Raw genomic sequence first — 23,060 nt, forward strand, 5'->3', positions numbered from 1 at the left:
AATTATGTACAAAAATAAAAAAATAGTAATTGCGCAGCATCTTATAATTTGGCTGGTGTTGTTTAGCATGCCCTTCGTTCTATCTTACGGGCAAGATTTGGATACAAATAGGCTGATTGCACATTTCTTAATACCAATGTTGTTCTATGCCGTAATATTTTATTTAAACTTTTTTGTACTCATAGACAGGTTTCTTTTTACTAAGAAAACGCTGATTTTTATCATCGTCAATTTAGTCTTAATCGGTTTCTTTATTTTATTGAAAGAGTTTATTGAAGATAATTATTTTAGCGAACTAATTAATAATAGACCCCCAAATGCAAATAGGGAAGGACCACCGTTTAAATTGTTCATATATGTGCAAATGTTATCCTATGCGGCTCCTGTATTACTGTCCATAGCTATTAAATCGACTAAAAAATGGGTGAAGACAGAAGCAGAGCGAAAAGAAGCTGATAATTTTAAGTTACAAACAGAATTACAACATCTTAGATATCAACTTCAACCACATTTCTTTTTCAACTCTTTAAACAACATCTATTCATTGGTTGATATTTCACCGGATAAAGCTAAATCTACCATACATAGTTTAGGTAAACTAATGCGGTATTTGCTATATGAAACAAATACAGAATTGGTAACACTTTCAAAGGAAATTGAATTTATGCGAAAGTATATCGAGTTAATGAAATTAAGATTAACAGATAAAACTGAAGTAGAATCTAGTTTTCCGGTAAGTGATTCACAAATTAAAATTTCGCCTTTATTATTTATATCTTTAATTGAGAATGCTTTTAAACACGGTGTTTCTGCCAGTACAAAAAGTATGATTTCAATTGACATGGGCATTAAAGGAAATAAGGTGGATTTCACTATTGAAAATCATAATTTTCCAAAACAAGATAGTGACAAAAGTGGTAGTGGCATTGGTTTACCGAACTTGGAAAAACGACTACACTTATTATATCCTAATAAACATTCTTTCAAAAAAGAACTTAGAGATGGTGTCTACAAGGTCAATTTGCAGATAGAGACTTAACTAGCGATCTGAATAGAATTAATTACAAATTTGTAATTATAATCATATGAAAACTAACTTATTACTGATTTTTTCACTCATAGTACAAATTCACCTTTTTGCACACGAAGGTGGTCATGGAGACCCTTTAAGACAATGGGAATTACCAGCCAATAATAAAGTTATCAAAGCTAATTTTATATCATATGAAAACGGTGAAGTTTGGCTTATGGACGGTAATCATACTATTCAAACTTTTCAAATTACAGACTTTACAGAAGCTGATCAAAATTTTATTAAAACAAAGAATAAATTCATTCATTCTTTAAATAGCAGCGAAGCTATTGAGGTTGATTCACAATCATTATCAAGTTTTCATTGGGCACTTATTGGTTTAGGTATTTTCCTTTTGTCCTTTTCTGTTTTCAAATTGATAAAACAAAAAAAAGTAATATACTTAACTCACGGAGTACTTGGTTTAAGTGTCATTTTAATAGTATCATGTAAAAATACCGGTACTACTAAAACCAGTACTGTGCAAGTGCCAGCAAATGATGTTTCGCTAATGCAAACTTTTTTTAAAAAATTTGACGGTGTTACAACGCATTCAGATAAGAACTACCTGTATGTTTCATCAAATGGATTACCAGATCATGACATGATGGTTGGTATTACAAACTGGCAGCAACAAGTGCCTATCAAACAAGATTACACAGGTGATAATAGTTGGGCTATACCTACGCATCCAAAAATGGCGGAACATCCACTTTCTACAAAAACGAATCTCTTAAAAGGTGCAATTGCGGTTGCTGTAAATGGTATTCCCATTTTTAATCCTTTAAACAATAGAGGTGAAGATGCTAATGTTATTGGAGAATTAGATAAATGGGGCGGACATTGCGGTCGTGCAGATGATTACCATTATCATTTACCACCGTTACATTTACAAAATCAAGTAGGAGAAGGCAACCCTGTAGCCTATGCCGTTGATGGTTTTCCTGTTTATGGAAAAACAACGAAGACTCTAGATGAATACTTAGGTATATTAAACTCAGACGGATCTTATGAATACCACACTATTGATGAATATCCCTATTTTATTGCAGGTATGAGAGGTGAAGTAGTGTTAGATCCTAAAAGCAAAGCTCCTGAAAACCAAGTTTACCCACAACCGAGAACGCAAGAGCTTAGACCTGCATTAAGACCTTTACGCGGAGCTGAAATTATAAATTTTGAAACTACAGGTACTAACGCGTACTCTTTAACTTATCGCTTAGATTCTAAAGACTATATTATAAATTATGGATGGAATAAGGAAAATGTTTACACCTACAAATTCTTAAATCCTGATGGAACATCAACTATAGAAACGTACAAACCTAGAAAATAATGAAACCAACTTCACTAGTAATACTTGCGCTTATTTCTTTTACAATAATTGGTTGTAAGAATAGTAATAAAACTGCACAAACAGAGGCAACACCACAGTCAGATATTAGTATTTACAAAGGTACAGCTTCAGTTTCTCAAGGACTGGCAACAGTTATAACTGAAAACATATACGATTGTGATAGAGGTAGAAAAGCACCTATTGGAACATCTACAGCAATAGATGGTAGTAGCTGGACTGTACCGTCAACAGTTAATTTTACGGATGATAATTTCCCTTTGGCTTCAGATTTGTTCAACCCGTGTACCAAAGTTGAATATGCTTCTGCAGAAGAGGCTTTAGCTGCATTAGATGGTACAGATATTGTTGAAGTAGATGCAGATGGCGAAGTAATTACAGCATACATATTTGCCGATAACTATTTTGAATTGTACATAAACGGTATGCCTGTTGGTAAAGACAATGTGCCTTTCACTCAATTTAATTCTAACATTGTTCGGTTTAAAGTAAATACCCCTTTTACTATAGCTATGAAATTAGTGGATTGGGAAGAGAATAGTGGGCTAGGATCAGAAAGCAATAGGGGAAAAGCATTTCACCCTGGAGATGGTGGTATGGTTGGCGTTTTCAAAAATGCCAACAATGAAATTATTGCCACTACTAATTCAAATTGGAAAGCACAGACTTATTACACCGCACCAATAAAAGATTTATCATGTGTTTCTGAAAAAGGTACTTTGAGATTAAGTGATAATTGCAGTACCGAAGATTCAGATGATGGAACCTCTTACTTTGCCTTACACTGGAAAACTCCATCAGATTGGCAATCAACAAGCTTTGATGATAGTCAATGGCCTAATGCATCTGAATATGCAAATGATGTTATTGGCGTAGACAACAAACCGTCATATACCAACTTTACAGATATTTTCGATAATTATTCTGCTGATGCCCAGTTTATATGGTCTACTAATGTAATTTTGGATAACGAAGTGCTTGTTAGGTATACTGTAGAATAAATATCTGATTAAATACAAGAAAACACTATTCATTAATTTATCTTAAAAACTAATATGGAAGCAATTCAAATAACCTGTATGATTGTTGATGATGAGCCTATGGCTGTTAATCTAGTAGAGAGTTATGTAGAAAAAACCCCATATTTAAAGTTGATTAAAAAATGTAATAGCGCAATTGAAGCTATGCAGTTTTTAAATATAGAACAGGTTGATCTTCTTTTTCTTGACATTCAAATGCCAGATTTAACAGGAATTGAGTTTTCTAAAATGCTACCGAAAAATTCTAAGGTCATCTTTACCACTGCCTTTGACCAATATGCCCTAGAAGGCTTTAAAGTAGAGGCTTTAGACTACCTACTTAAACCTTTTGATTATGCTGAATTCTTAACTGCTTCCAACAAAGCTTTAGAGTGGTTTTCGTTAGTAAGAGGAAATAAAACCAATCAAACTCAAGAAATACCGCAAGAAAAGGAGTTTCTTTTCGTAAAGTCAGAATACAAACAACTGCGAATTAAGTTGGCAGATGTACTATATTTTGAAGGATTAAAAGACTACATTAAAATTTGGCTAATAGGTAATCCTAAACCTATATTAACTCTTATGAGTCTTAAAAGTTTAGAAGAAGAACTACCTGCTACTAATTTTATGCGTGTACACCGATCATTCATTGTAGCTCTAAAATACGTTGAAGTAATTGAACGTAGTCAAATCATTATCAATAAGCAACGCATTACGGTCTCTGAACAGTACAAGCCCCGATTTCTAGAATACATAAATGACAATTCATTAAATTCTTAAGGTTAAAAATTGATAATATTGATAGAAAATAGCTATCTGATTGCATTTCTACTTAAAGAGGATTAATATTATAAAGCACCATTTTCTTAAAATTTGATTATTTGAGATAATTATATTTTTAATCTCATTAATACCTCATTGCCATAACCTTTAACTTCATTACAAATTAAATAACAATGAGCAGAGGGTTTGTAAAAGAAGAAGATCAGGAAGAAATACCGATGGTGCCGCCTAGGGCAGATTTACCTAACGGAGCCGTTAATTACGTTACTAAAATTGGGTATACTAATTTGTTAGCAGAAAGGAATGTTTTTTTGGTTGAAAAAGAATCTTTACAACATGACAATGAGAATGAAAGACGTATTGCAAGTAATTTAATCAATGCTAAATTACAATTACTGAATGAGCGAATTGCAAGTGCTAAAATTGTAGACCTAAAAGATCAACCACAAAATGAAATTCGTTTCGGTGCCACGATAACAGTAGTGATTGATAATGCAGAAACACCACAACAATTTCAAATAGTTGGTATTGATGAGGCAAACATAGCAAAAGGTAAAATTTCGTTTCTATCACCTATTGCACGACTATTAATTTCTAAACATGTTGGTGATATTGCAACATTGCAATTAGGTAAAGTAGAACGTGTTTTTAAAATTATAGAGATATCGTACATGTGACAAACACAGTCTTAAAAGCAGTAAACTTTATATTGATATAATAAAAAAGAGGACCCACTGGGTCCTCTTTTTTCATGTTATATATCTAACAGCGCTTATTCTTCGCTTGACATTACATCACTAAGCTCCAACTCTTCATCCATTGAATTATCAACTGGAACCGAATCTTTTAATACATTGAATTTTTCTACTCGTTCCATATCATCTTCTTCACCAGAAAAATATGGAAAAACATCCATAATTGGAGATTCCGCTATTGAGGGTACAGAGTATTCACCCATAGTATCTTTCATTACACTTATGGTATTGTCATAAGCTTCCTTTACATCATTCGCCTGTATTAGTAAATACATGTTCGTTTTACGTTCCTTACCACTTTCTTCGTCAAAGGCTATCAATGACACTTTAGATTTAAACCATCTGTCTGAATTTTCGAACGGATGAATCTCAGCGAAATTTGCCACCTTAATATTGGTAATTTTAATTTCTTCCGTATCGCTTAAGTAAACCGACATTTCTTCGGTAATTCTACTTTCGGCTTCAGTATAGGAAATGGCATCAACCAAAAATGGTTCTGTTTTTACCTTTAACATTCCTGAAGCTTCGTCTAGCTTTCTATATTTTATTTTACACTCGTACCACGTTGCACTCATAATTTCCTTTTATTTTGGGGTGCTAAATATACTTCTTAGTCATAGTTTGAAAAGCCAAAAAATGCAATAGATATTCACAATTTAAGAGTAATGAGTGTAGTCTACTTAAAATTAGATACTTAGAAGTTTTTCAATAATTTCTGAAATATTGAACAATTGAATAGTATAAAATTGGAAAAAATTACGAATTAAAACAATTCATCTTTTACCCGGTCATAGTAAGAATCACTAACAGGTATCATCACATCTGACAGTAGTAAATCTCTACCTTTTAAGCCGGTTACACTGTTTTTATTAATGATATATGATCTATGCACTCTCATAAACATAGCACTTGGCAACTCTTGTTCTAAGGCTTTTAAACGTTGATTACTTATAATTTTCTTGTCAGCCATATGGAAGGTAACATACTCGCTATCGCTTACGATATACTGAATATCTTCAAATTTCACCTTATGTAAATCATAGCCGGATTTAATAGTAAATGAATCGGACTTTTCTACTATTTTATTGCTTTTTACCTTATTTACAGCAGTAACAAAACGTTCAAACGTTATTGGTTTTAATAGATAATCCACTGCATTTAATTCATATCCTTCCAAAGCATATTGAGAGTATGCTGTGGTAAAAATTATCTTAGTATTAGAATCTACCATTTTAGCAAAATCAGTCCCCTTAATCTCGGGCATTTGAATGTCCAAAAACAAAACATCTACATCATGTGCTTTCATTAATTGTAAAGCCTCTAACGGATTTTCAGCCTCTCCCACCAAATTCAAAAAATCTAATTTTTCGATATAACTTATCAGTAGGGCTCGTGCCAATTCTTCGTCATCTACGACTATACAATTTATACTATTCATTCAACTGCAGTTTTAAATTCACTTTAAAAGCCTCTGTGGTTTCATTAATTAGTAATTCATGACGGTTTGGATATAGAATTGCCAAACGTTTCTTTACATTATCTATTCCAATACCGCCAACATCATCCTTTACTACCTTAAATTCAGGTTTACTGTTCTCTAGCTCAAAATCAATACTACTTTCGGTAGCAGTAATTTTAAGATTAATAAAGGTTCCTGTTACTTTTTCAATATTACTATGCTTTAAGGCATTTTCCAAAAAAGGAATCAATAACATAGGTACTATTTCAACATTTTGATTCTCAATTGAAAAAGTCGTCTTTATAGGATATGTTTTACTACTCTTTAGACAAAACAGTTTTATGTAATTTTCTATGTAATCTATCTCCTTGTAAAGTGGCACAATTTCTTGCTCGCACTCGTATAAAACATACCTAAGCATATCTGACAAGTAACTAATACTTTGTTGTGTTCTTCCAGAATCTATGGCAGACAATGCATAAATATTGTTCAAAGCATTGAATAAAAAATGCGGATTGATCTGTGATTTCAATAGCTTCAATTCTGTCTGCAAAGCCTCATTTTTATTGATTACGATTTCCTCTTCTTTTCGCCGAGCAAATAAAAATATTTCAACAAGGGTAGCAATCACATAAGCTAAGGCAATTAGTAATAAATTGATAAAATACCTTGAAGGTGGTCTACGATTAATATCTAATGGTGGTCCATCTTCAAATCTAGGTCCCGTTCCTGGTCCGCCAGCTCCGGGTCCCTGTCCAAATCCAGGACCAGGCATCTGTCTAATCGTATTTTCAGATCCTAGTATTTGATCAGGAACAATATTGGTTAAAATTAGCGTGACTACAAAAACCGTAATTATAGAGACTATAGTAAATGCTATATACTTTTTTTTAAGTAATAATTGTGGAACTGTATAGTAAATCAATATCGCAATTACTACAATCTGAAATAAGAGTGCCAATCCATTCTCAACTGCAAATTGAATATCACTGCCACTAAAAATCCATGCAATTGACCAAATCAGTAACCATAGGGCTACATGAAATATAAAATTCTTATGTCTGTTCATGATGCAAATAAAAGGAATAAAAATTCAAACATATCCCGTAAATATGGCGATAAATAGGTTATAATAAAGAGTTCGCTGTTTATAATATGGTATTCACTTAAAAGTAAATAGCAAATACTTAATGCGCTCATATTACATTAAAGTTTCTTACATCTTTGTATTCGAATATTAACTATAAAATTAAAATATATGAAACGTATTACTTTAAAAACAGGATTACTATTTGCAATGTTAGTTGCATTTGGCACTGTAGCTGTTAACGCACAATCTAGAGGAGAAAGAAAAGAACCACCTACATATGCCAAACTTTTAGAAGAAATGGATGCAGATGAAGATGGTCAGCTTTCGGAAGATGAAGTAAAAGGTCCTTTAAAGGATAACTTTTCTGAAATAGATGCCAATGAAGATGGTTTTATATCAGAAGAAGAATTTGATGACGCTCCAAAACCAAAAGGAAGACCTAGAAATTAATTTTTCTCTCATTTTAAATAAAAATTTGAATCAATAATTTTTGTTGAAGTTAGCCCAAAGCTTCATGAGTGATCATGAAGCTTTATTTAAAATAAGAAGGTAAATACAAAAGTATGGTCTTATTCAGAAAGGTTAGAAGTAAGTTATTGAAACTAGAAAAATTTAAAACGTATTTCATTTATGCTCTAGGTGAAATTTTATTGATTGTGGTGGGTCTTTTAATTGCCTGGAAAATCAATAATATGAATGAGTCTAGAAAAAATAGAGTTGTTGAGATTAAAATATATAAAAGTTTAAGCCAAGAATTAGATACGAATTTGGTTGTTTTAGATAGTGCTATTGTAGAATACACAAAAAGTATACAAATGCTTCAAAATACAATTAATTATTTAGGAACACAGCCCAAGAAATTAACACAGGATGCAAAATCTCTGATAGTAAATTTAAATTACAACAAGACAATAGTAAGAGATGAAGCCATTAATTCTATAAATGCTACCAATAAATTCGAGTTTATTGAAAGTGATTCACTTAAACAATTAATTTCTGCATACCCTAACGAATTAGATAGTTTTAATAATCAACAAAATAAGATTGAAAATATAATTACAGATCGTTTGAAACCCGTAATAGAAAAACACATTTCTCTTATGGAAATTTTGCCGCAGAAAAGTTATAATTATCAACGTATTAAAAATTATGGGAATCAGTCTAATTACCCAGAACTACTTGTTAGTCGTGAATATCAAAATAGTGTAATAGACAGATTACTACAGACCAAGGGTCAATTGACGATTGCTAAAAGCTTAAAAGAGAAAACTAAAACAATTGCCACAAAGTTGAATCAAGAATTGAACAGACCTTAATTCCTTTAAAATATTATCAATTTAAACCTAAAATTATGATACAAAAAAACAAATATTTGATTTTGGCCTACTTCCTTTTCGCCTTTACCGCTATTGGTTTTGTAAGTTGTAGCAGTGATGACTCTTCAACTACAGATGATTCGGTAATAGAAGATGAAGACGATACAACTTCTGACGACACAGACGATGACACCACTGATGAAGATACAAATACGGTAAGTGTAGATGCTTCTTACTTTTATACAACAGATGGCTCTGTTACTATTACAACTGTACCCTGCACATTATCAGATGGTACAGAAACTGATTGCTATCAAATAGTAACTACCAGTCTACCTGGAGATCATGAAATGGGACCTTGGTGCCCCGGTAATATTGAAGATGACGCTACAGAAGGTGGTATTTGGTTAGAAGGTGGCGAAGTATATGATGTAGATGGTGCTTTCGTTGAAAATATGGCGACATTCTATGATGACCCAAATTGGTTAATGTACGATGCTAATGGTGATATTTATATTACCGATACACAAGAAGATTGTGAAAATGCGGCTAACCCTAATGTTGGTGACGAATATGAGAATTTTTGTGTAGAATGTCTACCTTCCTATATCACAGATTTAACGCAAACATGGACTATTCCTATTACTCCGGTTTCACAAGATACTCCTGTACTATTTACTACCACAGGTGGTGGCCCTGGAGGTCCAGGAACAACAACAGCTCCATCAACACGTGGAGTAGCATTAAACGGTATCGAATTTTCTGCTCCGGCGCCAGTTGATAATATTCTTGGTGCCTATACTTTAGCTCCCTTTGATGATGCTGGCGGACATATTAACGTTCACCAAGGTTATCATTACCACGCAGCAACGGGCTTTAGTACTAAAGTAGCGCAAGATGACGGGCATGCTGCCTTAATTGGTTATGCTTTGGATGGATTTGGAATTTATGAATTGGCTGATAGCAGCGGTGTCGATGCTACCGATTTGGATGAACTACGAGGACATTCTGATGATACTAGAGGTTACCATTACCATGTAGATGCAGCTGGTAATAACAACTTTATTGATGGATTAAAAGGTGCATACGTAAACTAAAAATATTATTATGAAAAAGTATATCTTAATATATATAACCGGGCTATTTTCATTGCTAAGTTATGCCCACAACGCAGATGCCTCTACAACTATGTTAGTTGAGAAGGAAAATAACACCTGGGTGCTACAGATCAGTTCTTCATTAACCGCTTTTCAGCAAGAAGTACGAACACATTTTGCAGAAACTCCGTATAAAACCCCCGAGGAGTTTCAACAAATGGTTTTAGAGCATATTAAGAATAACCTTGAAATTAGCTATAACAATGGCTCAAAAATTAACTTTGGTCAAGGCATAGTAAAGCTAGGTCATGAAACTAAAGTCGTATTCGAAGTATTTGGAATACCTTCTAATTTACAGTCCTTACAGGTAACAAACACCACCTTTAAGGATATTGGTAGAAGCCAAAGTGCATTGTTCATTTTTAAAGATGGCTTCAGTAAAGATCAGTTTATTTTAAATAATGAAAACGAGCATTCTTTAGAACTCAAAGCTAGCGGAAATAAGTTTGTTATAGTTAATCAACAAAATGCAGGTTTTGATTCTAAATATATCGTATTGATCGTATTGAGCCTTTTAGCTTTTAGTTTATTAATACACAAGATTATTTTTTCAAATAATGATGTATAAATAATATCTAGATATTATTTAAAATGGAGCAACTAATATTAGTTGCTCTATTTTTGTTTTAATCAAAACCGAACCGGTTTGGTTACTGCAACGCCTACATTTTCAGCTATATATTCATTTTCTAAAATTAGTTGACCATAAAAGAATAGGCATTCACTTAATTCTATATGTGATTTACTGAATGTTAAAATTCTGCTACAAACATATGCATATACTTGTGTCATTAAATATTAAATCAACAATCGATTAAATCTTAATATTATGAAGTATAGAGCATTTAAAACGGCGACGAGTTTCATATTAGCACTATTAGTGTTTACATCTTGTAGTAGTGATGACAGTGAAAATGACATAGCAATATCCACGGAAGAAATAGAAATAACAAGTACCAATGCATCTGGCACGGCAGAAGGTGATACAGATAACACGGGTGCCGACGAAGATGATTTAGAAGAAAACGCCACTTTTACAAATACGGTTGAAATTGTATTTTCAGAAACATCTGTTACAATTACCAATCCGGTTCCAGATGATGTAGTTATTTCACAAGACGGAGCAGATGTAACTGTAAACTCTTCCATATCAGAAGTAGCCTATGAAGTTTCAGGGACCACTACAGACGGAATGTTAAAAATGTACAGTGATAAAAAATTTAAATTATCACTTACCGATTTAAGTATTACAAATAATGATGGTCCTGCCATAAACATTCAATCATCAAAAACCATTTTTGTGTTATTGGAGGGTACAAATAATCTAATCGATGCCTCTAGTTATAGCGATATACCAGATGATGAAGATGCAAAAGCAGCATTTTTCAGCGAAGGACAATTGGTTTTTAGCGGATCTGGTGCTCTTAATGTTGCAGGAAACTACAAACATGGTATTGCAAGTGATGATTACATTAGAGTTATTAGCGGTACAATTACGGTATCAGAAGCAGCATCGGATGGAATGCACACTAATGATTATATAATAATCGATGGAGGTACAATCAATATAAATGCAAGCAGTGATGGTATGGATTGTGGAGAAGGCTATATTATTATTAATGCCGGTACGTTTAATATAAATGCCATAGATGACGGTATCGTTGCATCATACGATATTGATGATGAAGATGAACCAGATGATTCAATTACTCCTAATTTAACTATAAATGGTGGTGAGTTTACCATCACAACTTCTGAAGGAGAAGGAATGGAAGCCAAAGGTATTATGACCATAAATGATGGCACCATAAATATTGATGCCTATGATGACGGACTTAACGCCATTGGAACCTTATATATAAATGGTGGAAATACTTTTGTAAAAAGCACACTTAACGATGCCATAGATAGTAATGCCGGTATTACGATTACTGGTGGTACTACGATTGCCATATCCGTTAGAACAGACGAACCTGATGGAAGTTTTGACACAGATGACAATCTGTTTAAGGTTACAGGTGGTACTATTTTAGGTTTAGCACTAAACACTTCTTTCCCAACAGAAAGTGCAAGTACTCAAAACACTGTAATTTTTGACGGTATAAGTGCCAATACATTATTGAACATTCAATCAGAAGATGGTACTGAAGCCCTAACATATGAAGTTCCTTACCGCGTAAATACCATCATTTATTCTAATTCAAAACTAGAAACAGGTAAAACATATACAATCTACACAGGAGGTAGTGTAAGTAATGGTACTGAAGTTAACGGTCTATACACATCTGGCACATATAGCGGAGGTACAGATTCAGGTGATTTCTTTACCATTGATGGCACAGTAACTCAAATTGGTGGAGAATTAGGTCCTCAAGGTGAAAATGGAGGTAGATAAAAAACTATTCACCCATACAAAATTCCCAATCACTTAAAGTTTACCGTTATTCACTGATTTCTAAAATCTGGTATGCACTAAGTTAGTAGTATTGTAGTGTTAAATCGCTGAAATTAAGCTCAAATTAAATATTATGAAAAAAAATAGTCTAAAAAAAATTCCCCAAGTGTCATTTGTTTTGGCATTATCGTTCATCACCTTAATTGCATGTAGTAGTGATAGTGTTGATGATGATATTACAGAAGACATTGCCAGTAATGATGACGATGATTCTGAAGAAGTCGTAACAGAATTACATGCTGCATATGCTGCATTTAATTCAGATGCTGTAACTGTTTATTTAGATGGGTCTGAGGTTGTTATTGAAACTACTGGTTTGCCTAATCACGAAACGGTTTATTGGGGCGAAGGTAATGAGCTTTATTTAGAAGAATCAGATGTTGCTACCACACCTAGTATTATGTCTAGCAATAATAATGCGACAACTATTCGGGTAGATGCAACACCTAATTTAACCGGCAGTACTATTGAAACAGAATTAAATACAATAGGTATTGCTGTTAGTGGTTCATCCATATTCAACGACCAAGAAGGTGGTGGCGCTTTAGACCAAGCTGCAGGAAGTTTAGACTGGACAGGTGCTCATATTGGTCCTGGAGTATATCATTATCATTTAGAGCCTAAAGCATTTACTGATGATGATGAAAATTTAGTAGGTGTTTTATTAGACGGTGTTTTTCTTTATGGTCGTAAATGTAATTCTACAGGTGATTATCCTTCAGATCTAGATGCTTCTGGCGGACACACTTCTACTACTCAGTATACTGATGGTGAAGAAGAATATCATTACCATATTATAAATGAAATTTATTCAACAACAGGATCATACCTTGCATTTGCAGGTCCTTACCAAGGATATTAAGAATGAGAATAGTTCACTTCCATATTATTTGTTTTATACTAATTTTTCAAGTTGGTTGTAAAAATACAACTGAGCCTAAAGCTTTGGTTGATGAACCAATAGTGATTAAGCAAGAAACTAAATTTAAAGAAGAATTAAAGCTAAATCAATTGGAAGGAACTTGGTATTACAAAAACTCACCTTATGATGGTTATTCAATAGCCTTACATGAAAATGGCAATTTGGCTGAAAAGGTGGGTTTTGTAAAAGGTAAAAGAGAAGGCGTTGTACAAAGATGGTCAGATACCGGTGTATTACGAGTTGAATTTCATTATAAAAATAATCGTCTAGAAGGTTCGTATAAAAGTTGGTGGGAGAATGGGCAATTAGCTCAAGAAGCTAACTATGTTAATGGAAACATGAACGGAGTAGAAAAGAAATGGTACGCAGATGGTCAATTGGCAAAAGAACGTCAATTGGTTAACGGTAGAGAAGAGGGATTACAAAAAGCGTGGTTAAAAAATGGAACCTTGTATGTAAATTACGAAGCCAAAAACGGACGTATTTTTGGGTTACGAAGAGCCAATTCTTGCTATCAATTAGAAGATGAAGTTGTAATTAGATCAGAAAACGAATTATTATGAACAAGACAGTACTTTCTATAGTTGTTATACTTTTTTTTGCTGCTTGTAAACAAACAGTAAAAAAAGAGGACATACAGGTTAAAGATACCAGTAGGGTAGAGCACTTGCCTTATTATAATGATGAATCATTTACACCACATTGGATAACTCCGAATACTGAAGAAGAAAAACAATTTCACAAAATTCCTGATTTTAAATTGGTTGATCAGTTAGGAGATACATTGACTCAAAAATCATTTGAGAATCAAATTTACATTACGGACTTCTTTTTTACGAGTTGCCCAGGTATTTGTTTGAAGATGACCAATAATATGACGAAGGTGCAAGAAGCTTTTTTAGATAATTCTGAAGTAGCTATTCTTTCACATTCCGTTACCCCTTCAATAGATTCAGTTTCTGTCCTTAAAACATATGCTGAAAAGAATGGAGTTATAGATGCTAAATGGCACTTAGTTACTGGTGACAAAACTGAAATTTACAACTTAGGTAGAAACGAATATTTTGTAGAAAATGATTTAGGTATTCCTAAGGATATTAATGATTTTTTACACACAGAAAACTTCTTATTAATTGATAAGAACAAACACATAAGAGGTATTTATAACGGATTAAATAGAGCATCTATTGCGCAATTGATTACCGATGTAAATGCATTATTAGAAGAGAGTTGATAGATTGATTAAGTAGTAAATACAAAAAAGCCCGTAAATTAACTTTACGGGCTTTTTCATTTAATATTCTGAATGCTATTTCAAAGCTGCCAATAACTTCTCTGCAACCAATTCAGATGATGCAGGATTTTGACCTGTAATTAAATTACCATCTTGAATTGCGTACGCTGCCCAATCTTCTTTTTTAGAATAGATTCCGCCATTTTCTTGAAGCATGTCTTCTACTAAGAAAGGTACAACCTCAGTTAATTGTACAGCTGCTTCTTCACTATTTGTAAAGCCAGTTACTTTTTTTCCTTTTACTAAAGGATTTCCATCAGTTCCTTTAACACCTTTTAATGCTGCAGGTGCGTGACATACAAATGCTACTGGCTTCGCTTGTTCGTTGAATGTTTCAATTAATTTAATTGATGTTGCATCGTTCGCTAAATCCCATAACGGTCCGTGACCACCTGGGTAGAATACCGCATCAAAATCAGATGCATTTACCTCTGCTAATTTCTTGGTATTGTTTATAACGCTTTGCGCATCTTTATCCTCCTTATAACGCTTTGTATCTTTTGTCTGAGCGTCTTCAGAATCACTACTTGGATCAATTGGCGCTTGACCACCTTTTGGAGTAGCTACTGTAATCTCAGCACCTTTGTCTAAAAGCGCGTAATACGGAGCTGCAAATTCTTCGATCCAAAATCCTGTTTTCTTTCCTGTGTCTCCCAATTGATCATGAGAGGTTAATACGAATAATATTTTCATCTTATTTTTGTTTTTAAGTTATTGATTTATAATAAGTCTTGTATTTAGACTTTAACTATCATTTTTCCTTTATTCTTACCATCCATCATATCTAAGAACGCTTGTGGTGTATGCTCAAAGCCTTCAACGACGGTTTCTTTATATGTTAATTTACCTTCTCCCAACCAAGTAGATAATTGCTTCATGGCTACTGGGAATTTGTCTGCGTAATTAGAAACTATAAAGCCTTGCATTAATGCACTATTCTTCACCAAGAATGGTTGTACTGCCACTGCCATCGGAATTTCTGTTTTGTTATAAACTGAAATAGCACCACAGATAATAATTCTTGCAAACTGATTGATATTGAAGAGAACAGCATCAGATATTGGTCCGCCTACATTATCAAAATAAATATCTACGCCGTTAGGGGCTGCTTCTTTTATGGCAGCTTGCATATCTTTAGTGGTTTTATAATTGATACCATGGTCAAAACCGAATTCAGATTTTATCATATCAACTTTTTCATCTGTACCGGCAATGCCAATAACATTCAATCCAAGAATTTTACCAATCTGACCTACAACACTACCAACGGCACCTGCAGCACCAGATACTACCAAAGTTTCCCCTTTCTTAGGCTTCCCGATTTCGTGAAGACCTAAAAAAGCTGTTAAGCCCGTCATGCCGACGATACCTAAATATGCACTAAGTGGAGCCTTACTTTTATCTATTTTCTGCAAGCCTTCACCTGTTGAAACCTGCTTTTCTTTCCATTGTAATAATCCTGATACAAAATCACCTTTCTTAAACTTGTCGTTGTTAGATTCGATAACTTCCGCAACCACACCAGAGCTTATGGGCTCATCTAAATTAAATGGTGGTACATACGACTTAGCATCGCTCATACGACCTCTTAAATATGGGTCAACAGAAATATATTTGGCTTCTAACAATAATTGACCATCAGTAATACTAGGATTTACATCAGTTTCAACAAATTCAAAGTCAGAAAGAGTAGGAGTACCTACTGGACGTTTTTTTAAATTAATGGACTTATTCATAAGTTATTATTAAAATTCTATACTAAATTATTGTCTATAGAAATATGTGATAATAAGTACTATTTCTAGTTTGCTTTTATATAACTGATAGCAAATTTATAATCTATATTTATTAGACAGTTCAAAGATATTACAAAAAAAGAATGAACATTCATTTTTTAACAAAGGTTTATAAAAAGACAACTATATTATATAAAAGGGGCAGTCATTCAACTGCCCCTTTTTAAGTGCTTTTATTTATTATCCATAATAACGATGGACTTAACATTTACAAACTCTTTCATTCCAAATCCGCCATGTTCACGACCGTAACCAGAATCTTTTACTCCGCCAAATGGCATTGAAGGTTCAGCTAATCCGAAAGAATTAATAAAAACCATTCCCGTATCAAAATGTTGCGCGGCTAGTCTGGTAGCTTTCTCAACATTTTTAGAAAAAATTCCTCCACCAAGACCAAATCTACTATCATTTGCTATACGCATAGCATCCTCGTCATCTTTCGCTTTTATTAATGAAGCAACGGGTCCAAATAGCTCATCTTCATATGCAGGTTGACCTGGCAGAACATTGCCTAATACAGTGGCTGGGTAGAAGTAGCCTTCACCATCGGGAATTTTTCCGCCACACAAAATTTCAGCGCCTTTATCAACACTATCTTCAAGCTGTTCGTGAATCTTTTTCCTTAAATCTTCACGAGCCATGGGTCCTAATTCGGTCTCTTCTTTTTTGGGATCACCGACTTTTAAGGCATCCATAGCCTTTACGAACTTTTCCTTGAACTCATCATATACTTTTTCAGTAGCTATGAATCTTTTGGCTGCAATACAGGTTTCACCATTATTATAGATTCTACCCATAACACTTTTTTCTACAGCTAAATCTACATCTGCATCATCAAGCACTAAATATGCATCATTACTACCCAATTCCAAGACGGTCTTCTTTAATTGTGCGCCAGCTTTTTCTCCAATTTTTTCACCTGCCACAGGGCTACCGGTTAAGGTAACACCTCTAACTAACTTATGCTCTATTATGGCATTTGACTGCTCGTGCTCAATGACCATTACATTGAACAGACCTTCAGGTAAACCTGCTGTATCAAAAATTGATTTTAATAATTTGGCAGTACCGGTGACATTAGAGGCATGTTTTAATAAAATACTATTACCTGCCATTAGGTTTACAATCGTATATCGTAATACTTGATAGCTTGGGTAATTCCACGGCTGAATTCCATAAATAATTCCAATAGGAGAATACGTTATTATTCCTTTACCGTTGTCTAATTTACGTTCTTCGCTTTTTAAAAATTCTGGTGCATTCTCTGCAGAATAATTACAGATAGAAGTACATAAATCTACTTCATGATTGCTCTGTGAAAGCAATTTACCCATTTCATCGGTCATTAACTCAGCAAGCTCTTTCTTATAATTCTGAAGTTCTTTGCCAATAGATTTTATAATCTCGCCGCGTTCTTCAACACTTTTAGTTTTCCACTTTAAAAATGCTTTGTGAGACTGTTGAATGCTTTCTTCAACTTGTGCATCTGTCATGTAAGAATGAGATGCTATTTCTTTTCCCGTTGTGGGATTTATAGTTTTAAATGTATCTTGTTTTGTTGTAGTAGACATATTTTATGTTTTAAGTTAATTTTACTGTTGCTCGCTTGGCAGAATATATACATCGTTGATGTTAACTCTGTCTGGTTGTGATATTGCATAATAAATAGCGTTGGCAATATCTTCAGATTTAAGCGGTTCCGTCTGAGGCATTTCTTTCAATTTTTCTTTAACATCCTCGTCAGTGATTGTGCTAAGAAGATTAGTATCTACGTTACCTGGTTCTATAGAGGTAATATTAATACCATATTTAGGTGCTAGTTCTTGACGTAAACCTTCTGAAAGCATTTTAACAGCCGCTTTGGTTGCACAATAAACCGCGCCCCCAGGAAAGTATCGGTGGGCAGCCATTGAGGAAACATTAATTATGTTACCACCTTTATTTTCTTTTAAATGCGGTAGCACTGCCGCAACTCCGTTAAGCACTCCTTTAACGTTGACATCCACCATTTTTTCCCATTCATCTGTTTTTAAATTTTCAACAAATGATAATGGCATTAATCCAGCATTATTTACCAAGCCAGATACTTTGCCGTATTCTTGCTTGGTTTTTGAAACCACTTTTTCAAAGTCATCCTTTTTGGTTACATCACCTGGCACGACCAAAGCTTGACCTCCATTTTTTACGATGTCAGATTTTAGGTCGTTCAATTCATCTTCACTACGTGCCATTAACACTACTTTGGCACCATTTTCTGCTAGTTTTACTGCAGTTGCTTTACCAATTCCGCTAGATGCTCCAGTTATAATTATTACTTTATCTTCTAAATTCATTGCGTCTTTTTTTTGATTTCAAACCAAGTTACGCTGAATGAAAGATGTATTTTAACTAGATTAAAATAAGAATTGACGGAAAAGGAAATGAATTAAAATTTACCGTTTGTGAGTTAAAAAAAGGAGGATCTCATATCCTAATAATACACATTAGAACAAAATATATGCCTTAGCGAAAAAGTAAATAGTGCCATTGTAGTGAAGTTTAAAAACTAATTATTTAAGCACTTATGGTAGATGTACAAGATGCTCTTTTTAATAACATGTATTCTCCTTTATTTTTGAAATCACGAATAGATGAACCTGTATAGCGCTTAAAGGTTTTTGAAAGGTGACTTACATCTGTAAAACCTAAATCATCTGCTATTTGGGTCAAGGTATAGTCTGAATTTAGCAGGCGAATTTCTACAAGCTTTAATTTTGCCTTAATGATATACTCTCTTAAAGACATGCTCACTTGCTTTTTAAAATATTCACTAACATAAGTGGGTGACATCATAAAAACATCTGCCAAGTTCTCAACTTTTAACAATTCTGTCTTATGAATATTAGAATTTATATAAGCGAGCATTTTAGTAATTCTATCATCTGAATTATTTTTTGCCAATTCAAAATAACTACTCTTTTTAATATTACGGATCAGAATTTCCAATATGCTAGTCATTAAACTAGTCACTAAATTTATAGACTCTTCCCCATAATTTCTAGACTCTTGAAGTATCATCTCAATAAGGTTTTCAAGATAATTACGGTCTAATTCGTTCTTAATGATATCACCCGGCAACTGATTGTAATTGGACAAAATGTACGATGCCTCTTTAAACCACTCATTTCTATCAATAGTGATTCTGTTCGCATTTTTAAAGAAAGAATCGGTAAACTTTAAAAAGACAAAACGTGTCGGTTTTTCAATGGTAAAAGAATGGCATTTTAAAGGCGGTAGCAAAAACATGCTATTTTTGCCGTAGGCGTAATCATTGTAGTTGATGCACTGTGTACCTTCACCTTCCTTTATTAATACCAGCTCAAAAAAATTATTTTTAACAGGTCGTTGTTTCCAATCCTTCAGCTCAATTTCTTGTATTTCAAAAGGTTTATACGCTTCTAATACTTGCATTTTTAGGATAATTAAGTGATATATGAACGAAAATAGTGTAAAACAAATACTCGTTACAAATATTAACCTTTATTTATACCATTTAAACCTCTGTAACTACTTCATGATACTATCAAAGCCAGTATCTTTGTAATAATAGATGATTACTAGATGTTATTTTCAGATGGATTTATTTAATCAAACGAATTTATTTTCAACGGAAGATGTTCGTAAAACTACTTTTGATTTACCAGGAGCGGATGTTACGTTGTTCGAAAATTTCTTCAGCATTGAAGAGAGTAACAAGCTGTATAAAAGTCTGCTTCATAATACGCCGTGGCAGCAAGAACAAATTAGCATTCATGGAAATTTGGTAGACTACCCAAGGTTGACCGCTTGGTACGAAGATGTTGACAAAGACATTAAATACACGAATACAAAAAGTAAAATGCATTTATGGAATGATGATTTACTTTTCATTAAAGAACGTATAGAAAAGGAAGTACCTATTAAATTTACACGCTGTTTGCTCAATTATTATCGCGACGGAAAAGATAGCGTAGACTGGCATCAAGATTATAAAGGAGAACAACGAAAAAATACGGTCATTGCTTCTGTTACCTTTGGTGCAACCAGACCCTTTCAATTAAAACATGTATCAAGAACAGATTTAAAACGGTTGGATATTCCATTGGCAAATGGTAGCCTTCTATTGATGCAAGGCGCTACCCAGGAAAATTGGAAGCATAAAATACCGAAGACCGCAAAACAGATTTCCCCAAGAATTAACCTAACCTTTAGATATATCGGTTAATTTATCCGCTATCAATCTTTACTTTTATAATTCTAACTTTTGAACCAATTTAAAGCATCTTATGAAAAAATCTTATTTAACCTTAGTGGTACATATTTTAGTAAAAGAAGAATTTAGAGAAGAAATAAAAGCCGAATTACTAAAACTTGTTAGTCCCACTAGAGGAGAAGAAGGTTGTATTGCCTATGACTTACATCAAGATAACGATAACCCCAATCTATTCTTATTTCACGAAAAATGGGTGAATCAAGATTATTTGACAAAACATTCGCAAAGTGACCATATTGCAGCTTATAGACTTGCTTCTAAAGATAAGCTTGAGAATGTTTCTGCTTATAAAATGACAGAGCTTACCAATTAGAATTGTAATTATAAAGGCTTAACATTAAATTAATGTATTAAAAACCGGTAATTTTACCTGTAACAAGCTTCTTTTGGCAATATTTTAAGATTTTACCACTTAAAAACCTCTATTTATACCTTATTCTCCTTTTTTTGTACTCTTACTTTAGTGTTTTGTGTATATATCTTTGTTTTAAAATAAGAATCAACGGTATTAAATATAAAAAGATGAATTTACAAGAAACATTAGATTGGAGATACACAACAAAAGAATATAATACAAGCAAGAAAATATCTGATGCAGATATGACTAAAGTCAAAAACTTGTTGAGAAAGAGTCCTTCTAGTGTAAACCTTCAACCTTGGCATTTTATAGTTACCGAAACTGCAGAAGGTAAAGCACGTATAGCAAAAGGAACTCAAGGTTTTTTTAGCTTCAATGAGCCAAAAGTAACTAATGCCTCTGCTGTTGTATTGTTTTGTTCTAAAATTGATGCGAATGATGCATACTACCAGCACATTGCAGACACTCAGGATAAAGATGGAAGATTTCCTAATGAGGATATTAAAAATGGATTTTTAGGGGCTGTAAAAGCTTTTACAGGGATTCATAAATACGATTTAAAAGATTTACAGCACTGGATGGAAAAGCAAGTCTATCTTAACATTGGAAATTTTTTATTAGGCGTTGCAAGTTTAGGTATTGATGCTACACCAATGGAGGGTATTGATGTAAAAGCTTTAGATGAAGAATTCGGATTAAGAGAAAAAGGATTCACCTCTTTAGTTGCTGTTTCTTTAGGATATAGAGCGGAATCTGATTTCAACTCTCCTGATAAAACGCCAAAATCTAGATTAGCGGAAAGTGAAATTTTTACGATAATATAATTTTAAAAATTCTAATATAGATGAAAGCAATAGGATACAAAGAGAATCTTCCAATTGACAATATAAAGTCTTTACAAGATGTAGAATTGGAAACTCCAAAAGCTACGGGAAGAGATATTTTAGTTGAAATAAAAGCAATTTCAGTAAATCCTGTAGATTATAAAATTAGAGCCAACAGACCTTCTCCAGATGATAATTGGAGTGTAATTGGTTGGGATGCAACGGGAATTGTAACTGCTATTGGAGAAGATGTAACCTTGTTTAATGTAGGAGATGAAGTTTGGTATGCCGGCGATTTAACACGACAAGGAAGTAATGCCGAATATCAAGTTGTAGATGAGCGTATTGTGGGTAAAAAACCTTCAAGTTTATCTTATGCTGAAGCTGCTGCATTACCATTAACCACACTTACAGCCTATGAAATGTTGTTTGATCGATTAGAGGTATCTAAAGACGATGCCAATAAATCTATTTTGGTCATCGGTGCTGCCGGTGGTGTAGGTTCTATTTTGGTGCAATTGGCTAAAAAACTGACGAAGCTAAATATTATTGGGACGGCTTCTCGTGAAGAAACTACGTCTTGGTTAAAAGAATTAGGTGCAGACACGGTTATTAACCACAGAAATAAATTGAGCGAAGAGTTCGAGAAATACAATTTACCAGCTCCAGAATATGTAGTGAGCTTAAATGCTACGGAACACCACGTAGATGAAATTGCTAAACTGATTAAACCTCAAGGGAAATTCGGATTTATAGACGATCCAAAATCGCTAAATGTAATGCCTTTTAAAGGAAAAGCGGTTTCTACGCATATAGAGTTAATGTTTACACGCTCTATGTTTCAGACCGAAGATATGATTGAGCAGCATAATATATTGAACAAAGCTTCTGAATTAATCGACAACGGAACTATTAGAACTACGTTAGGAGAAAATTTCGGAACTATAAACGCTGAAAATCTTAGAAAAGCTCATGCTTTTTTAGAAACAGGTAAAGCAAAAGGTAAAATTGTTTTAGAAGGATTTTAAACCCATTATCATAAATGTCACTTCGAGTGTTTTTATTGAGATAGCATGGAAATAAAAATGTATCGAGAATTTGGGAACACGCTTGCT

General features: G+C 33.5%; 25 protein-coding genes. 17 read left to right on the forward strand and 8 right to left on the reverse strand.

Going from position 1 to position 23,060, the window contains the following annotated elements; translation table 11 throughout:
- Window positions 1–4 precede the first annotated feature (4 nt).
- The 5 genes from ACJJVT_RS04975 (at window position 5) to ACJJVT_RS04995 (ending at window position 4,905) form a co-directional block, all read left to right on the forward strand.
- Window positions 5–1,039, forward strand: coding sequence for a sensor histidine kinase (locus ACJJVT_RS04975; protein WP_405396970.1), 1,035 nt, complete (start codon window positions 5–7; stop codon window positions 1,037–1,039).
- Window positions 1,040–1,085: 46 nt separating this feature from the next.
- On the forward strand, window positions 1,086–2,408 hold the full coding sequence (locus ACJJVT_RS04980) for a YHYH protein (protein WP_405396971.1): 1,323 nt from the start codon (window positions 1,086–1,088) through the stop codon (window positions 2,406–2,408).
- Window positions 2,408–3,427 (forward strand): hypothetical protein, encoded by a 1,020-nt coding sequence (locus tag ACJJVT_RS04985; protein WP_405396973.1) that lies wholly within the window; start codon window positions 2,408–2,410, stop codon window positions 3,425–3,427. The genes ACJJVT_RS04980 and ACJJVT_RS04985 overlap by 1 nt, the downstream gene beginning before the upstream one ends.
- Before the next feature lie 54 nt (window positions 3,428–3,481).
- A complete protein-coding gene (locus ACJJVT_RS04990; protein ID WP_405396974.1) occupies window positions 3,482–4,225 on the forward strand; it encodes a LytR/AlgR family response regulator transcription factor in 744 nt (247 codons plus the stop codon).
- 176 nt (window positions 4,226–4,401) lie between these two features.
- Window positions 4,402–4,905: a GreA/GreB family elongation factor gene (locus tag ACJJVT_RS04995; protein WP_405396976.1), complete on the forward strand. Its 504-nt coding sequence runs from the start codon at window positions 4,402–4,404 to the stop codon at window positions 4,903–4,905.
- A 95-nt stretch (window positions 4,906–5,000) separates the two neighbouring features.
- Here the strand turns inward: ACJJVT_RS04995 and ACJJVT_RS05000 are convergent, their stop codons facing one another.
- From ACJJVT_RS05000 to ACJJVT_RS05010, 3 genes are all read right to left on the reverse strand, one after another.
- The gene (locus ACJJVT_RS05000; RefSeq protein WP_405396977.1) at window positions 5,001–5,558 is read right to left on the reverse strand and encodes a DUF4494 domain-containing protein; all 558 of its coding nucleotides are present in this window, start codon (window positions 5,556–5,558) and stop codon (window positions 5,001–5,003) included.
- 188 nt (window positions 5,559–5,746) lie between these two features.
- Entirely contained in the window at window positions 5,747–6,421 is a 675-nt protein-coding gene (locus ACJJVT_RS05005) for a LytR/AlgR family response regulator transcription factor (RefSeq protein WP_405396978.1), read from the reverse strand.
- Window positions 6,414–7,511 (reverse strand): sensor histidine kinase, encoded by a 1,098-nt coding sequence (locus ACJJVT_RS05010; protein ID WP_405396979.1) that lies wholly within the window; start codon window positions 7,509–7,511, stop codon window positions 6,414–6,416. Before ACJJVT_RS05010 ends, ACJJVT_RS05005 begins: the two co-directional genes overlap by 8 nt.
- A gap of 189 nt (window positions 7,512–7,700) precedes the next feature.
- Between ACJJVT_RS05010 and ACJJVT_RS05015 the strand changes: the two genes are divergently transcribed.
- The 8 genes from ACJJVT_RS05015 to ACJJVT_RS05050 all read left to right on the forward strand — a co-directional run bounded on the left by ACJJVT_RS05015 (window position 7,701) and on the right by ACJJVT_RS05050 (window position 14,616).
- Window positions 7,701–7,982: an EF-hand domain-containing protein gene (locus ACJJVT_RS05015; RefSeq protein WP_405396980.1), complete on the forward strand. Its 282-nt coding sequence runs from the start codon at window positions 7,701–7,703 to the stop codon at window positions 7,980–7,982.
- A 146-nt stretch (window positions 7,983–8,128) separates the two neighbouring features.
- Window positions 8,129–8,848, forward strand: coding sequence for a hypothetical protein (locus ACJJVT_RS05020; RefSeq protein WP_405396981.1), 720 nt, complete (start codon window positions 8,129–8,131; stop codon window positions 8,846–8,848).
- A 35-nt stretch (window positions 8,849–8,883) separates the two neighbouring features.
- Window positions 8,884–9,945 carry a YHYH protein gene (locus tag ACJJVT_RS05025; protein ID WP_405396982.1) on the forward strand — a complete coding sequence of 354 codons (1,062 nt, stop codon included), beginning with the start codon at window positions 8,884–8,886 and terminating at the stop codon, window positions 9,943–9,945.
- Window positions 9,946–9,955: 10 nt separating this feature from the next.
- Window positions 9,956–10,573, forward strand: a complete 618-nt coding sequence (locus ACJJVT_RS05030; protein ID WP_405396983.1) for a hypothetical protein — start codon at window positions 9,956–9,958, stop codon at window positions 10,571–10,573.
- A 261-nt stretch (window positions 10,574–10,834) separates the two neighbouring features.
- Window positions 10,835–12,400 (forward strand): carbohydrate-binding domain-containing protein, encoded by a 1,566-nt coding sequence (locus ACJJVT_RS05035; protein ID WP_405396984.1) that lies wholly within the window; start codon window positions 10,835–10,837, stop codon window positions 12,398–12,400.
- A 133-nt stretch (window positions 12,401–12,533) separates the two neighbouring features.
- A complete protein-coding gene (locus tag ACJJVT_RS05040; RefSeq protein WP_405396986.1) occupies window positions 12,534–13,322 on the forward strand; it encodes a YHYH protein in 789 nt (262 codons plus the stop codon).
- A gap of 2 nt (window positions 13,323–13,324) precedes the next feature.
- A complete protein-coding gene (locus tag ACJJVT_RS05045; protein WP_299799637.1) occupies window positions 13,325–13,945 on the forward strand; it encodes a toxin-antitoxin system YwqK family antitoxin in 621 nt (206 codons plus the stop codon).
- Complete coding sequence (locus ACJJVT_RS05050; RefSeq protein WP_405396987.1) at window positions 13,942–14,616, forward strand: SCO family protein; 675 nt, start codon at window positions 13,942–13,944, stop codon at window positions 14,614–14,616. The genes ACJJVT_RS05045 and ACJJVT_RS05050 overlap by 4 nt, the downstream gene beginning before the upstream one ends.
- 75 nt (window positions 14,617–14,691) lie before the next feature.
- Here ACJJVT_RS05050 and ACJJVT_RS05055 read toward each other — a convergent pair whose 3' ends face one another.
- The 5 genes from ACJJVT_RS05055 to ACJJVT_RS05075 form a co-directional block, all read right to left on the reverse strand.
- Window positions 14,692–15,369, reverse strand: coding sequence for a type 1 glutamine amidotransferase domain-containing protein (locus ACJJVT_RS05055; RefSeq protein ID WP_405396989.1), 678 nt, complete (start codon window positions 15,367–15,369; stop codon window positions 14,692–14,694).
- A 44-nt stretch (window positions 15,370–15,413) separates the two neighbouring features.
- Window positions 15,414–16,412: an NADP-dependent oxidoreductase gene (locus ACJJVT_RS05060; RefSeq protein ID WP_405396990.1), complete on the reverse strand. Its 999-nt coding sequence runs from the start codon at window positions 16,410–16,412 to the stop codon at window positions 15,414–15,416.
- A 233-nt stretch (window positions 16,413–16,645) separates the two neighbouring features.
- Entirely contained in the window at window positions 16,646–18,043 is a 1,398-nt protein-coding gene (locus tag ACJJVT_RS05065) for an NAD-dependent succinate-semialdehyde dehydrogenase (RefSeq protein WP_405396991.1), read from the reverse strand.
- A 21-nt stretch (window positions 18,044–18,064) separates the two neighbouring features.
- Entirely contained in the window at window positions 18,065–18,805 is a 741-nt protein-coding gene (locus ACJJVT_RS05070) for an SDR family oxidoreductase (protein WP_405396993.1), read from the reverse strand.
- A gap of 220 nt (window positions 18,806–19,025) precedes the next feature.
- Window positions 19,026–19,922: an AraC family transcriptional regulator gene (locus ACJJVT_RS05075; RefSeq protein ID WP_405396994.1), complete on the reverse strand. Its 897-nt coding sequence runs from the start codon at window positions 19,920–19,922 to the stop codon at window positions 19,026–19,028.
- A 163-nt stretch (window positions 19,923–20,085) separates the two neighbouring features.
- On the opposite strand from ACJJVT_RS05075, the gene ACJJVT_RS05080 reads away from it, so the two are divergent.
- The 4 genes from ACJJVT_RS05080 to ACJJVT_RS05095 all read left to right on the forward strand — a co-directional run bounded on the left by ACJJVT_RS05080 (window position 20,086) and on the right by ACJJVT_RS05095 (window position 22,973).
- A complete protein-coding gene (locus tag ACJJVT_RS05080) occupies window positions 20,086–20,715 on the forward strand; it encodes an alpha-ketoglutarate-dependent dioxygenase AlkB family protein (protein ID WP_405396996.1) in 630 nt (209 codons plus the stop codon).
- A 61-nt stretch (window positions 20,716–20,776) separates the two neighbouring features.
- Entirely contained in the window at window positions 20,777–21,076 is a 300-nt protein-coding gene (locus tag ACJJVT_RS05085) for a putative quinol monooxygenase (protein ID WP_396634440.1), read from the forward strand.
- A 209-nt stretch (window positions 21,077–21,285) separates the two neighbouring features.
- Window positions 21,286–21,945: an oxygen-insensitive NAD(P)H nitroreductase gene (gene nfsB, locus ACJJVT_RS05090; protein ID WP_405396997.1), complete on the forward strand. Its 660-nt coding sequence runs from the start codon at window positions 21,286–21,288 to the stop codon at window positions 21,943–21,945.
- Window positions 21,946–21,965: 20 nt separating this feature from the next.
- A complete protein-coding gene (locus ACJJVT_RS05095; protein WP_405396999.1) occupies window positions 21,966–22,973 on the forward strand; it encodes a zinc-binding alcohol dehydrogenase family protein in 1,008 nt (335 codons plus the stop codon).
- Window positions 22,974–23,060: the final 87 nt, after the last annotated feature.

This window comes from Maribacter sp. Asnod2-G09 (assembly GCF_045063795.1).
GTDB lineage: Bacteria > Bacteroidota > Bacteroidia > Flavobacteriales > Flavobacteriaceae > Maribacter.